The sequence below is a fragment of the Bailinhaonella thermotolerans genome, assembly GCF_003594875.1.
GTDB classification, from domain to species: Bacteria; Actinomycetota; Actinomycetes; order Streptosporangiales; family Streptosporangiaceae; genus Bailinhaonella; species Bailinhaonella thermotolerans.
Genome location: NZ_QZEY01000003.1, coordinates 343,003 through 356,641, shown reverse-complemented (window position 1 = coordinate 356,641; position 13,639 = coordinate 343,003). Strand labels below are relative to the sequence as shown.

Sequence of the window (13,639 nt, the reverse complement as noted above, 5' to 3'; positions counted from 1 at the left end):
GTCACTGGCCCGGAGGCGGCATCTCCTGGCCGGGCGCGCCCTGACCCTGCGCCTGCTGCGCGTCGGTCGGCTTGGTGAAGCGCTGCACGGCGACGAAGCCCTGCTGCGGGTCGAAGTGGCCGTAACGCGGGTTGATCTTGAGGTCGATCTTGCCCGCCTCCTCCCCGAGGCGTGCGGCGGCGCGCTGGGCCGCGGCCTCGTCGGCGCCGCCGCCGAAGGCCTGGTTGAGCTTCTGGTTCAGCAGCATGCCGCGCAGGAAGGAGCGGGTCTGGGACGGCGGCACGCCGAACGCCAGCGCCTTCTGCTCGATCGCGGCCGGGCCGCCCTGCGACTGGACGTAGGCGTCCACCTCGCCCTCGGTCACCGACACCTTGTGACGGCGGGCGATCTGCTCGAAGAGGTCCACCTGCACCATGTTGAGCAGCACCGAGCGCGGATAGGAGTTGGGGTCGGCGATCTGGAGGCCCTGCGGCGGGATCTTGGCCTTCGTCACCGCGGTCTCGAACCCGCGCACCGCCTTGTCCAGCTCGGCCGAGGTGATGCGGTGATCGCCCACGATCGCCGCCGCTCCGGCCTGCACCGGCGCGCAGGCGGTCAGCACGGCGCCGGCGGCGGTCACGGCCAGCGCGATGAGGCGCGCGCGGGCCACACGATGTGACTTCACAGATCTTCCTTCCACGACCGGGTCACTTCATTCTGGCGGGTTCCAGGAACAGCGCGTCCACCAGGTCGGTGCACCATTTGAGCAGAGCGAGATCACGCAGCGGTTGCCCGCCCAGCGGTTTGGTCTTGGGCACGGGCACGAGCAGCGTATTCGTCGCGGCCTTCAGGATCGACTTCGGGTAGAGCCGCTGGAGCCTGACCTGCTGCGACTCGCGCAGGTCGACCGGGCCGAACCGGATGTGCTGGCCCTGCAGCACCACGTCCGTCAGCCCCGCCTGGCGCGCCCGCGCCCGGAACCGCGCCACCTCCAGCAGGTTGTCCACGGCCTCCGGCGGCGGGCCGTACCGGTCCTTGAGCTCGTCGCGCACGGCCAGCACCTCCTCGTCCGAGGTGATCGCGGCGATGCGTTTGTACGCCTCCAGGCGCAGCCGCTCGCCGGGCGCGTAGTCGTGCGGGATGTGCGCGTTGATCGGCAGCTCGACGCGGACCTCGGGCTGCTCGGCCGGGCCCTGGCCCTTGAGCTCGCGCACGGCCTCCCCGACCATCCGGACGTACAGGTCGAACCCGACGCCCGCGATGTGTCCGGACTGCTCGGCGCCCAGGATGTTGCCCGCGCCGCGGATCTCCAGGTCCTTCATCGCCACGAACATGCCCGCGCCCATCTCCGTGTGCTGGGCGATCGTGGCCAGGCGCTCGTGCGCGGTCTCCGTCAGCGGCTTCTCCGGCGGGTAGAGGAAGTACGCGTAACCGCGCTCGCGCCCCCGCCCGACCCGGCCGCGGAGCTGGTGGAGCTGGGACAGGCCGTAGTTGTCGGCCCGGTCCACGATCAGCGTGTTCGCGTTGGGCACGTCGAGGCCGGACTCCACGATGGTGGTGGAGACGAGCACGTCGTGCTTGTTCTCCCAGAAGTCCACCATGATCTGTTCGAGCTGGTGCTCGTTCATCTGGCCGTGCGCCACCGCGACCCGCGCCTCGGGGACCAGCTCCTTCAGCCGCGCGGCCACCTTGTCGATGGACTTCACCCGGTTGTGGACGAAGAACACCTGCCCGTCGCGCATCAGCTCGCGCCGGATCGCCGCCGCGATCTGACGTTCGTCGTACGGCCCGACGAAGGTCAGGATCGGGTGCCGCTCCTCCGGCGGGGTGAGGATCGTGGACATCTCGCGGATGCCGGTCAGGCCCATCTCCAGCGTGCGCGGGATCGGCGTCGCGGACATGGCGAGCACGTCCACCTGCGTGCGCAGGTGCTTCATCGCCTCCTTGTGCTCGACGCCGAACCGCTGCTCCTCGTCCACGATGATCAGGCCCAGGTCCTTGAACCTGACCTCGCCCGACAGCAGCCGGTGGGTGCCGATCACCACGTCGATCGAGCCGTCGCGCAGGCCCTCCATCGTCGCCTTCACCTCGGCGTCGGTCTGGAACCGCGACATCGGCCTGATCACGATCGGGAAGGAGGAGAACCGCTCGCTGAACGTCGAGAGGTGCTGCTGCACGAGCAACGTCGTCGGCACCAGCACCGCGACCTGCTTGCCGTCCTGCACCGCCTTGAACGCCGCCCGCACCGCGATCTCGGTCTTGCCGTAGCCGACGTCGCCGCAGATCAGCCGGTCCATCGGGACGGGCTTCTCCATGTCGGACTTGACCTCGTCGATCGCGGCGAGCTGGTCGCCGGTCTCGGCGTACGGGAAGGCGTCCTCCAGCTCCCGCTGCCACGGGGTGTCCGGCGAGAACGCGAACCCCGGCGAGGCCATGCGCGCGCTGTAGAGCCGGATCAGCTCCCCCGCGATCTGGCGTACGGCCTTGCGGGCGCGGGACTTGGCCTTGGCCCAGTCGGCCCCGCCCATGCGGTTCAGCGTCGGGGCCTCGCCGCCGACGTACCTCGTGACCTCGTCGAGCTGGTCGGTCGGCACGAAGAGGCGGTCGCCCTTGGCGTACTCGATGACGAGGTACTCGCGGGTCGCGCCCTGGACCGTGCGCTGCACCATCTCGATGTAGCGGCCCACGCCGTGCTGCTCGTGCACGACGTAGTCGCCGGCGCGGAGCTGGAGCGGGTCCACCATGTTGCGCCGCCGCGAGGGCAGCCGCCGCATGTCCTTGGTGGAGGACTTCTGCCCCACCAGGTCCGATTCGGTCAGCACCGCCAGGCCGGGCGCGGTGAACCCGTGCTCGATCCGCCCGGTCGAGACGTACACGACCCCGGGCTCGGGGGTCTCGTCCAGCGGGACCCGCAGCCGCGCCGCGACGTCCTCGCCCTTGAGCACCTCGACCAGCCGCTCGGCCGGGCCCGGGCCCGCGGTGACCAGCACGACGCGGCGGTTCTCGCCGATCCAGCCCTTGACGTCGCCCAGCGCGCGGGCGGTGTCGCCCCGGTAGTTCTCGGCGGCGCTCACGTCCAGCCGGGCGGCCTCCTCGCCGGAGTCCAGCGGGCTGATCGTCCACCACGGCATGCCCAGCCCGGAGGCGTACTCCCGGATCTCGGCGAGGTCGCGGAACGCCGCCCCGCCCAGGTCGATCGGGGCCTCCCCGCCGGCGGCGGCGTTGACCCAGGACGCCTCCAGGAACTCCTGGCTCGTGCGCACCAGTTCCTCGGACCGCCCCCGCACGCGCTCGGGGTCGCACAGCAGCACGCAGGCGCCCGCGGGCAGGTTGTCCAGCAGCAGCTCCATGCGGTCGGCCAGCACGGGCGCGAACGCCTCCATGCCCTCCACCGCCGAGCCGTCGGCCATCTGGTCCAGCACCTCGGCCAGGGCCGGGTGCTCGGCCGCCAGCTCCCTGGCGCGCTCGCGCACCTCCGGCGTCAGCAGCAGCTCCCGGCACGGCGGCGCGAACAGGCCCTGCTCGGCGACCTCCAGCGAGCGCTGGTCGGCCACCTTGAACCAGCGGATCTCCTCGACCGTGTCGCCCCAGAACTCCACGCGCAGCGGGTGCTCCTCGGTCGGCGGGAACACGTCCAGCAGGCCGCCGCGCACCGCGACCTCGCCGCGCTTCTCCACCATGTCCACGCGGTGGTACCCGGCCTCGACCAGCCGCCGCACCACGTCGTCGAGGTCGGCGTCGTCCTGGGCGCGCAGCCGTACGGGCGTCAGGTCGCCCAGGCCGGACACGATCGGCTGGAGCACGGCGCGCACGGGCGCCACCACGACGCTCACCGGGCCCGCCGCGGGGTCGTCCGGCTGCGGGTGGGCCAGCCGCCGGAGCACGGCGAGGCGCTGGCCGACCGTGTCCGAGCGCGGGGACAGGCGCTCGTGCGGCAGCGTCTCCCAGGCCGGGAACAGGGCCACCGACTCCGGCGGGAGCAGCGAGGTCAGCGCGGACGCCAGGTCCTCGGCCTCGCGCCCGGTCGCGGTGATCGCGAGCACCGGGCGGCCCGCGCCGCGCTCACCGTCGGCGAGCACGGCGGCGGCGAACGGCCTGAGCGCCTGCGGGGCGACGAGGTCCGCGTCGGCGTCGGGCAGGCGCTCACGCACCGGCTCGAGCGCGGCGACGAGCGCCGGATCGGCGGTGGGGCCGGAGAGGAGAAGGTCGAGCAGGCCGGTGAGACTCATAAGTGATATCGCCCGTAAGCTGTGCGTAACCGGCGCGAGGCGCCGGCACCCCGAAAAACCCCGGATCGTCCAGACCCGGGGGTACCACATCCAGGCTATACGGGCCGACCCGGCGCGGGGACCCGGACATGCGCTTTCAAATGCATGACCGCGCGATGGCATTTGATTACTCTTCGTAATGTGACCGAGGTACGACAGCCCCCGACCACCTGTACCGACGTGTTCGCCGCGCGCACTCGCGAACTGTGGAACGAGGCCCTGGGGCGCAGGCTCGACATCCTCATCGCCGGGTGCGGCCGCCCGCTCCCGGACTCACCGCTGCGCACCGGTCTCAACGCGGGCGAGACCCGGATCACCGGCGTCGACGAGGACCGCCCGGCCCTGCGCGCCCGCGCGCAGATGCGCGGCGACCTCGACGAGTGGAAGCTCGGGGACCTGCGGTCGGTGCCGCTGCCGCAGCGGTCCGTGGACGTGGTGCGCTGCGAGTTCCTGCTGGAGCGCATCCGGCACGCCGAGCTCGTCCTCGACCGCCTCGTGGCCGCGCTGCGCCCCGGCGGGCTGATCCTGCTCCGCCTGCGCGACGGCGGCACGGCCTACGGTTTCTGGGCCCGGGCCGTCCCGCGCCCGCTGCGGGCGCTGTTCTGGTCACGCCTGGCGCCCCCGGACGAGGTCGGGCCGCTGCCCGCCGTCTACGAGCCCGTCTCCTCCCGCGAGGGCATCCACGCCTACTGCCTCATGCGGGGCCTGGTCATCGCCGAGGAACACCTCGCCACCTCGGGCAACGCCCTACGGGGCCGCTTCGCCCCGCTGGCCTCCGCCGCGTGCCGCCTGGTGGCCATCCTCTCCGCCGGCCGCCTCACCGCCACCCACGACGAGGTCACCCTGGTGATCCGCAAACCCCAGAACCACTTCGCCCGCCTCCTCTGAGCCACCGGGGGTGAGGGTGCCGGGAGGAGGGGGTGGGGGCCGGTAGGGTCTCGGGGTGGCTGAAGTTCTTCCTGTTTGGGTGCCGGACGCGTTTGAGCTCGCCGATCTGGAGTTGCTGCTCAGCGGGGCGTTCGCGCCGCTGACCGGGTTCATGGGGGCGGCCGACGTGGAGTCGGTGACCGCGCGGGGTCGGCTCGCGGACGGGACGCCCTGGCCGGTTCCCGTGACGCTGACCGTGCCCGCCGAGGTCGTCGCGGGGGCTGACGCGCTCGTGCTCCAGGACCCCGAGGGCGTGCCGCTGGCGCGGCTGACGATCACCGAGCGCACGCCGCACGGCGACCATCTCACGCTGGCGGGGCCGGTCGAGGCGCTCTCCACGCCGGAGCACGGCCCGTTCCGGCGGCTCCGCCGTACGCCCGCCGAGGTTCGCGAGTCGCTGGAGGCCGAGCCCCTGGTGGTGACGGCGCGGGGGCCGATCGACTCGCCCGAGGAGATCACGGCGCTCGCGGAGGAACTCGGCGCGCCGATCGTGCTGATGCCGCTGATCTTCGGCGAGGGCGGGCCCGCCGTGGTGCGCGCCTCCCTCGCCGCGCTCGACAAGCTCCCCGCCGGGACGCGGGTGGTCGCGGTGCCGCTGGCCCCCCGCGACGACCTCACGCTGGACCTGGAGCTGCGGGAGCACGTCGCGGCGGCGTACGGCGCGGCCGAGCACTACGCCGCGCCCGAGCCCGCGGTGATCCCCGGGCCGCCGCACCGGCGCGGGCTGACGGTGTTCTTCACCGGCCTGTCGGGGTCCGGCAAGTCCACGATCGCGCGCGGCCTGCACGACGCGCTGCTCGAACGCGGCACCCGCACCGTGACCCTGCTGGACGGCGACGTCGTACGGCGGATGCTGTCCTCGGGCCTGACGTTCTCGCGGGCCGACCGCGATCTCAACATCCGCCGCATCGGGTTCGTCGCCGCCGAGGTCACCCGCCACAAGGGCCTGGCGATCTGCGCGCCCATCGCGCCGTACGCCGCGGTGCGGGAGGAGGTGCGCGAGATGGTGGAGCAGTTCGGCGACTTCGTGCTCGTGCACGTCTCGACGCCGCTGGAGGAGTGCGAGCGCCGCGACCGCAAGGGCCTGTACGCCCGGGCGCGCGCGGGCGAGATCCCGGAGTTCACCGGCATCTCGGACCCCTACGAGGAGCCCGACGACGCCGACCTCGTCATCGACACCACGAACATCTCCGTCGAGACCGCCGTCAACCGCGTCCTGGACCACCTCGTCACCCGCGGCTGGGTCCGCTGACCTCCGCCCCTTCCTCCCGCTGAGCTGAGCTGAGCTGAGCTGAGCTGAGCTGAGCGGCGGGGCGGGGGCCTCAGGGGAGCTTGGGCGCGGTGAAGTGGGGGGAGGCCGCCAGGCGGCGGAACTCCGCGAGGCCGCCGGGGGTGGTGTCGAAGCGGGTGTCGCCCCGGGGCGCGCGCGGCGACTCGAAGTAGACGAGCGCCTTGATCCTGGAGAAGGCCGGGGCCTGGCGGCGCACCGAGGCGTAGAAGCGGCGTTTGAAGCCGGGGTCGCGGGGCCGCTCGAAGACGCCCCACTCCCCCACCATGAGCGGTTTGCCGGGGTGATGGCGGGCGGCCCAGCGGTAGAAGCCCGGCCAGCCGGGGAACTCGCGGCGGCGCCGGTTGACCAGGGCGGCGAAGTCGTCGACCCGCCCGTCGGCGTACGGGTCGAGGGCGATCCAGTCCACCACGTCGTCGCCGGGGTAGAGCCGGCCGAACCAGGGCTTGGCGCCCCAGTTGACCGCGCCCATGTACGTCATGACGGTCACCGCGTTCGTCACCCCGTGCCCGCGCAGCCGCGTGACGACGTGCCGGAACATGCGCCGGTAGTCGTCGGCGCCGTTCCCGCCGCCGCGCACGTCGTTCTCGGGCTCGTGGTGGATCGTGAGGAAGAACCGCTCCCGGAACGACGCGCGCAGGTGGCGGGCGAGACGCGCGATCCGGCCGTCCAGCGCGCCCGCCGCGACCGAGGCCCAGGTGTGGCGGAGCGAGGGCTTCCAGTTGACGAACAGCAGGCGCCCCTCCCGCGCCAGCGCGATCTCCTCCGCCGTCGGGAACAGCTCGGCCCCGCGGTGGTAGACGTGCAGGATCGCGCTGCGCCGCCCCATCCGGCGCTCGGCGTCGCGCAGCGCCCTCCCGGTCGGGGTCCGGGTGAACACGCCGGGCGCGATGCCCCACCACGCCCCGCACGACGGGACCAGGAGGCGGGACGCCTCGCACCGCGTGCCGGGGGCGACCGCGCCCGCCGCCCCGCCCGCCACGGCCCCTCCCGCCGCGTCACCGTCGGCGGGGCCGGTGGCCGTACGGCCTGAGGCGTGCCCGCCGGAGCAGGAGAGTGTGCCGCCGATGAGGGCGGCGACGGCCAGACCTCTCACGAGATGCCCGGAAATACCGGAATTGACGGGAAAGCGACTCCGCTCAGGCGATTTCTGGAAATGCAGTGAAGTCCGCACCGTCCCCCCTCGTTCCGCGCCGCGCCGGTCCCGGCCGTTCCAGCGGATATTAGCCGGGCCCCGCCGCGCCACTCCCGGATTCCGCCACGGGTTCGTCAATTGTCGAGAGATCGCTCCGCCGTCAGCGAACACGGAATCTAGGTTCTTGAGCCTCCGCGACACCGCCCCGGCATCCCCGGAAATCTGCCGCCACCTGCGCTTTTCGGCCGCTCAGTCGTACGCCGGAGGCTCGGCGAGCGGCCCGGGGAGGCGCGGTCGCGGATGGGGATTTTTCGGAATTCGGGAAGGAATGCCGCCCGGTGAATCCCCCGGCCATTGCTCGATATCCGAACGGGAAAATATTGAACCGGCTTATAGTTCGAAACGTAAAGCTCCCCAGAAACCCGGGAGGGGCCGAATGACGTTCACGCCCCCGGCGGCAGAGCCCCCGGCGAACGCCTGCGCCGCGCTGCTGCGGCGGCGCTGGCCGACCGTGCTCGCGCTCGTGCTCCTCGGGACCGGCGTCGCCGGGGCCGGGCTGCTCGCCCTGCCGCCCGCCTACACCGCCGCCGCCCAGGTCCTGGTCCTGTCCACGGGCGTCCAGGAGAACAACAACCTCGTCACCGCCCGCCAGCGCGAGCCGCTCAACCTCGACACCGAGGCGCAGGTCGCCGGCTCCGCCGTGGTCGCCTCCCGCGCCGCGGAGCTGCTGCGCGCGCGCCGGCACGAGGTGTCCCCGACGGACCTGCGCGAGTCGCTGGCCGTCTCCGTGCCGCCCAACTCGGCGATCCTGCTGATCGAGCACACCGCGCGGCGGCCGGGCCTCGCGGCGGCGGGCGCGCAGGCCGTGGCCGAGGCCTACCTCGCCAACCGCGCCCACATCGCGCGCGCCTCCGTGGACGCCCAGATCCGCGCGCTGCGCCAGAGCATCGCCGAGGCCGGCGCCCGCCTCGGCCGCGTGACCGTGGCCCTCCCCCGCGCCAAGCGGGGCACCGCCCGGCACGTACGGCTGGCGCAGCAGCGCCGGCTGCTGACCCGCCAGGCCGACGCGCTGGGGGCCAAGCTCGACGGGCTCACCGCCGTCTCGATCACCCCCGGTCACGTGATCAGCCCGGCCCGCCCGCCCGTGCGCCCGTCCTTCCCGAACCCTCCGCTGTTCATCGGCAGCGGCCTGATCCTGGGCCTGCTCGCGGGCCTGGGCCTGGCCGCCCTGCGCGACCGGGGCGACACCCGCGTCCGCTCCGCCCGCGACGTCGAGCGCCTGCTCGGCGTGCCCGTGCTCCTGGCGATCGAGCGCGGCAGGCCGCTGTCCGCCGCCCCCTTCCAGGAGCTGGCGCGCGCCCTCACCGACCGCATGGACCCCGGCGACCAGGTCGTCCTCGTCACCACGGCGGCTCCCGGCCACGGCGGCGGAGTGGTCGCCGCCAGCCTCGCCGCTGCCCTCGGCGAGGCCCACGACACGGTCCTGATCTGCGCCGACCCGGCCGCGCCCACCGGCGTCAACCTGCTGCGCGTCCCCGAGGGGCCGGGCCTGGCCGAGATCCTCACCCGCCACAGCCCCGCCGCCGAGACCGAGCGCAGGCCGCCCACGCCGTCCACGCGGCTCCGCGTCATCACCGCCGGCCTGCGCACGGGCGAGCTGCCCGCCGCGATCGGCACGCCCGAGTTCCCCGGGCTCCTGGAGCGCCTGCGCGAGACCGCGCGCTACGTCGTCGTCCAGGCGCCCGCCCTCTCCCACTCCGTCCAGACGCTGGCGCGGCACGCCGACGGCGCCCTGATCGTGGTCGAGGCGGGCGCCTGCGACCGCGCCGAGGCGCCCCGGGCGCTCCCCCACCTGACCCGCTCCGGCGTGCGGGTCCACGGCGCCGCCGTGCTCCCCGTCCAGGCCGCGGTGGCCGCCGACCCGTCGGTCAGGCTCCGCCCCGACTCGCCGCCCGCCGCCGAGCCCGCCTCCCCCGGCCCCGAGTCGCGGCCCGCCGCCGAGCCGGCCTCCTCCGGCGCGTGGGAGCCCCAGCCCGCCAACGCCCGCCCCGACCCGTCATGACCCGGCCCCGCCGAGGCCGGCGCGCCGCGGACCCGCCCCGCCCCCGGCCCCTCACGCCGGAGGAGGCGGCGGCGGAGAACCCCGCGACGTCCTCGCCCGCCCCCCGGCGCGAGACCCGGCCCGCCGCGCGCGCCCACGCCGAAACCGCCGTCCTCGGTACGGCCCGGCCCATGCTCCGCGTACAACGGACACCCGGGCACGCCGCCCAGGCCGTCCGTGCCACCCTGGCGACCGTCCCGCCCGCGCCCGCCCTCGCCGCCGGCCCTGATGACTCCCGATGGGCGACCCCCTGGTCGCGGGCGTCCGCCGCCCGCGAGCCGGGCGCGACCGGCCCCCGGCGCCTCGCCGGGCCGGAGGTCACCGGGGCGCGTGAGGCGAGGGCATCCGGCGCCCCTGCGGCCGGGGCCGGACCGGGCACCGGCGGTTCCGGCGCTCACGCCGCATCCAGGCCGGAGTCTCCGGAGCCGGCTATCCGGCCCGGCGACGCCGCACAGCGGACCGGCGGAGCCGCCGCGCGAGCCGTACCGGGACGAGTGACGCCGGTGAGCGCGATCCAGCGGGCGGGCGAGGCCGGAACGCGTGGAGTGCTCACGTCGGAGCGGAGCGGGGCGGCCGTCACCGTGCCGGGGATCGGGGACGAGGGCCTCCTGCCCGCGCTCGCGCGGGAGAGGGAGGCGGGCGGCCCCCGGCGAGGGACGGAGTCCCGTGTCCTGGAGGCCGGAGAGACGGTGGGGAGCCTGGGTGAGCCCGGGCCGGTGAGGACGGCGGACCTCCCCCCGGCCGGGCCGGCCGCTCCGGGGACCGGCGGGGCGGGGCGGAGCTGGGCCGTCACCTGGCCGATCTTCGCGCTGCTCGTCGGCTATCCGGTGTGGTGGGCGCTGGGGTTCGGGGGGCTGGCCGTGGTGGTCGTGGCCGTGCCAATGGGGGTGATCCTCTGGCGGCGGCGGCCGGTCCGGGTGCCGCCCGGGTTCGGGTGGTGGCTGCTGCTGCTCGCCGTCTACCTCGTGAGCGGGGTGATGCTGGGCGAGACCCCCGCCGGGTCCTTCGGCGAGCTGGGGCCGGGGCGGGTGCTCGGCTACCTCATGCGGCTGGCGATCTACTCCTCGCTGCTGGTCGTGGTGCTCTACCTCGGCAACCTGAGCCGGTCGGAGCTGCCGCAGCTCCGGCTGGTGCGGATGCTCGGGGCGCTGTTCCTGACCACGGTCGCCGGCGGCGTGCTGGGCGTGGTCGCGCCGGGGTTCCAGTTCACCTCGCCGGTGGAGACGGTGCTGCCGGAGTGGCTGGCCGGCAACTCGTTCGTGCGGAACCTGATCCACCCGACCGCGGCGCAGACGCAGATGGTGCTGGGTTATCCCTCACCGCGCCCCGAGGCGCCCTACGAGTGGGCCAACGCCTGGGGCAGCAACGTCTCGGTCCTGCTGATCTGGTTCGTCGTCGGCTGGTGGGTGTACGGCGGGGCCGGGCGCAGGGTGGCCGCCGTCGCCGCGCTGGCGGTCGCGGCCGTGCCGATCGTCTACTCCCTGAACCGCGGCCTGTGGATCGCGCTGGCCGTCGCCGCCGGATACGCCGTCGTACGGCTGGCCGCGCGGGGACGGCCCCTGGCGCTGGTGACCGCGCTGGGCGGGCTCGCCGCGGCCGGGCTCGTGCTGGTCGCGACGCCGCTCGGCGGGATCATCGGCGAACGGCTGGACAATCCGCACAGCAACGAGGTGCGGTCCACGACGATCTCCAAGACGGTCGAGGTGGCGCTCGGGTCCCCGGTGATCGGGTACGGCTCCACGCGGCCCGCCCTGGGCAACCACCGGTCGGGGACGACCGGGAAGACGTCGTGGTGCGAGGAGTGCGGGCATCCGCCGCTCGGCGCCGACGGGCAGCTCTGGCTGCTGCTGATCTCCCAGGGCGTGACCGGGGTCGTCTGCTACGCGGCGTTCTTCGGGGGCGCCGCCTGGCGGCACCGGCGGGACCGGAGCCCGGTGGCGGCCGCGGGCGTCCTGGTGATGCTGCTCGTGCTCTTCTACATGGTCGTCTACGACGCGCTGGTGACGCCGCTCAGCCTGTACATGATCTCCTTCGCCCTGCTCTGGCGCGAACGCCTGGAGAAGCCATGAGACGCTCCCCGGACACCGAACTCCGCCTCGCCGAGCTGGACAGGGTCGGCGCGCTCCTGTGGCCGGCCGGGGAACGCCTCCGCGAGTTCGTGCTGCTCCCCAGCGCGCGACGGCCGCGGCTGCTCGTCCCCCGCGCCCGCCGGGCGGTGGCGGCCGAGGCCGTACGCCATCTGGGCAAGCCGGGGGCGCGGGCGCTGCGGGCCGGGCTCGGGTGGCCGGTCATCGGCGGCAGGCGGCGCCTGGCCACCGGCGAGGACACCATCGAGGAGTACCTCTCCGACGTGCTCGGCCGCAAGGTGCTGGTCACCCTCCAGGTGAGCCCGCCGCGCCGCGCCAACCGCAAGCCCGTGCTCCAGGCGATCACCCCGGCGGGCGCGCTCATCGCGTACGCCAAGGTCGGCTGCGACCCGCTGACCTGCGCGCTCGTGCGCAACGAGCGCGACGCCCTGCGGCTGCTCGCCGACGTGCCGCTGCGGCGCGTGGTGCCGCCCCGGCTGCTGCACTACGGGGAATGGCGCGGGCTGGACGTGCTCGTGCTCTCTCCGCTCCCGGTGGCCCAGGCCCGCCGCCGGGTGGATCCCGCCCTGCTCGCGTCCGCCGTACGCGAGATCGCCGAGCTGGGCAGGTACGCCTGGCACGGCGACTTCAGCCCGTGGAACCTCGCCCAGCACGACGAGTCCCTGCTGGTGTGGGACTGGGAGCGGTTCGACGACGGCCTGCCGTTCGGCTTCGACCTGCTGCACCACGCGTTCCAGCGCGCGCTGCGGCGCATGTCCCCCCGCGCCGCGGCGGAGGCGTGCGTCACCGGCGCGGCGCGGCTGCTCTGCCCCCTCGGTCCCTCCTCCGCCGAGGCGCGGCAGGTCGCCGTGCAGTACCTCATCACGCTCGCCGAGCGGCACCGCCGCGACGGCCACGAGCCGCTGGGCCCGCAGTCGAGCTGGCTCAATCCCGTCATCGATCACGAGGAGGCGCTGTTGTGAGCACCGGAACGCTGAAGCGGGCCGCGCACGGGGTGTCACGGACGACCGGGCGCATCACCTACCGCACGCGCGTGCTGCCCGGGTTCCTGATCGTGGGGGCGCAGCGCTGCGGCACCACGTCGCTGTACCGCGCGCTCAGCTCCCACCCGGCGATCCTCAAGCCCGTGCTGCACAAGGGCGTCCACTTCTTCGACGTCGCCTACCACCGCGGCCTGCCCTGGTACCAGGCCCACTTCCCGCTGGCGCTGAGCGCCCGCCGCGCCGGCCGGGCTCACGGGGTCTGCCCGATCGCGTTCGAGTCCAGCCCGTACTACCTGTTCCACCCCCTCGCGCCCGAGCGCATCGCGCGGGACCTGCCCGGCGTCAAGCTGATCGCCCTGGTCCGCGACCCGGTCGAGCGCGCCTACTCCGCGCACGCGCACGAGCTGGCCCGGGGCTTCGAGACCGAGCCGTTCGAGCGCGCGATCGAGCTGGAGGAGGACCGGCTGCGCGGCGAGGTCGCCCGCATGCACGAGGACCCGCGCTACGTCAGCCACGCCCACCGTCACCACGCCTACCGGGGCCGGGGCCGCTACGCCGAACAGCTCGACCGCCTGGCGGCCCTGGTCGGCCGGGACCGGATCCACGTCATCGACAGCGGCGACCTCTTCGCCGACCCCGAGCCCGTCTACGACCGCGTGCTGGAGTTCCTCGGGCTCCCCCGGCTCCACGACCCGGTGTTCGAGCGGCACAACGCCCGCCCCCGCACCGCCCCCATGCCCGCCGCCCTCCGCCGGTCGCTGGAGTCCTACTTCGCCCCGCACGACCATCACCTCATCCGCTGGCTGGGCGACACCCCCTCCTGGCACCGCTGATCATGCTGCCCGCCGGCCCCACCCCGCCCGACCCCGCG

General features: G+C 74.3%; 9 protein-coding genes. 6 read left to right on the top strand and 3 right to left on the bottom strand.

The genetic code is table 11. The features are described from left to right. Position 1: 1 nt before the first annotated feature. Complete coding sequence (locus D5H75_RS10830; RefSeq protein ID WP_202638037.1) at positions 2–664, bottom strand: SurA N-terminal domain-containing protein; 663 nt, start codon at positions 662–664, stop codon at positions 2–4. A 22-nt stretch (positions 665–686) separates the two neighbouring features. Further along, complete coding sequence (mfd, locus tag D5H75_RS10825; protein WP_119926255.1) at positions 687–4,208, bottom strand: transcription-repair coupling factor; 3,522 nt, start codon at positions 4,206–4,208, stop codon at positions 687–689. A 180-nt stretch (positions 4,209–4,388) separates the two neighbouring features. Between mfd and D5H75_RS10820 the strand changes: the two genes are divergently transcribed. Further along, positions 4,389–5,135: a class I SAM-dependent methyltransferase gene (locus D5H75_RS10820; RefSeq protein ID WP_242454131.1), complete on the top strand. Its 747-nt coding sequence runs from the start codon at positions 4,389–4,391 to the stop codon at positions 5,133–5,135. A 79-nt stretch (positions 5,136–5,214) separates the two neighbouring features. Next, positions 5,215–6,426: an adenylyl-sulfate kinase gene (cysC, locus tag D5H75_RS10815; protein WP_422673558.1), complete on the top strand. Its 1,212-nt coding sequence runs from the start codon at positions 5,215–5,217 to the stop codon at positions 6,424–6,426. Positions 6,427–6,496: 70 nt separating this feature from the next. Here the strand turns inward: cysC and D5H75_RS10810 are convergent, their stop codons facing one another. After that, complete coding sequence (locus D5H75_RS10810) at positions 6,497–7,558, bottom strand: glycoside hydrolase family 26 protein (protein ID WP_242454130.1); 1,062 nt, start codon at positions 7,556–7,558, stop codon at positions 6,497–6,499. A 475-nt stretch (positions 7,559–8,033) separates the two neighbouring features. Between D5H75_RS10810 and D5H75_RS10800 the strand changes: the two genes are divergently transcribed. The 4 genes from D5H75_RS10800 (at position 8,034) to D5H75_RS42870 (ending at position 13,601) form a co-directional block, all read left to right on the top strand. Beyond that, a complete protein-coding gene (locus D5H75_RS10800; RefSeq protein WP_202638036.1) occupies positions 8,034–9,659 on the top strand; it encodes a Wzz/FepE/Etk N-terminal domain-containing protein in 1,626 nt (541 codons plus the stop codon). Positions 9,660–10,201: 542 nt separating this feature from the next. Beyond that, entirely contained in the window at positions 10,202–11,767 is a 1,566-nt protein-coding gene (locus D5H75_RS10795) for a hypothetical protein (RefSeq protein ID WP_242454129.1), read from the top strand. Beyond that, on the top strand, positions 11,764–12,747 hold the full coding sequence (locus D5H75_RS42875) for a hypothetical protein (RefSeq protein ID WP_242454128.1): 984 nt from the start codon (positions 11,764–11,766) through the stop codon (positions 12,745–12,747). Before D5H75_RS10795 ends, D5H75_RS42875 begins: the two co-directional genes overlap by 4 nt. Further along, positions 12,744–13,601, top strand: a complete 858-nt coding sequence (locus D5H75_RS42870; protein ID WP_242454127.1) for a sulfotransferase family protein — start codon at positions 12,744–12,746, stop codon at positions 13,599–13,601. The genes D5H75_RS42875 and D5H75_RS42870 overlap by 4 nt, the downstream gene beginning before the upstream one ends. Positions 13,602–13,639 lie beyond the last annotated feature (38 nt).

Coding starts and splice junctions, on each gene's coding strand:
- mfd (WP_119926255.1), bottom strand. CDS start 4,208: ATGAGTCTCACCGGCCTGCTCGACCTTCTCCTCTCCGGCCCCACCGCC.
- D5H75_RS10800 (WP_202638036.1), top strand. CDS start 8,034: ATGACGTTCACGCCCCCGGCGGCAGAGCCCCCGGCGAACGCCTGCGCC.
- D5H75_RS42875 (WP_242454128.1), top strand. CDS start 11,764: ATGAGACGCTCCCCGGACACCGAACTCCGCCTCGCCGAGCTGGACAGG.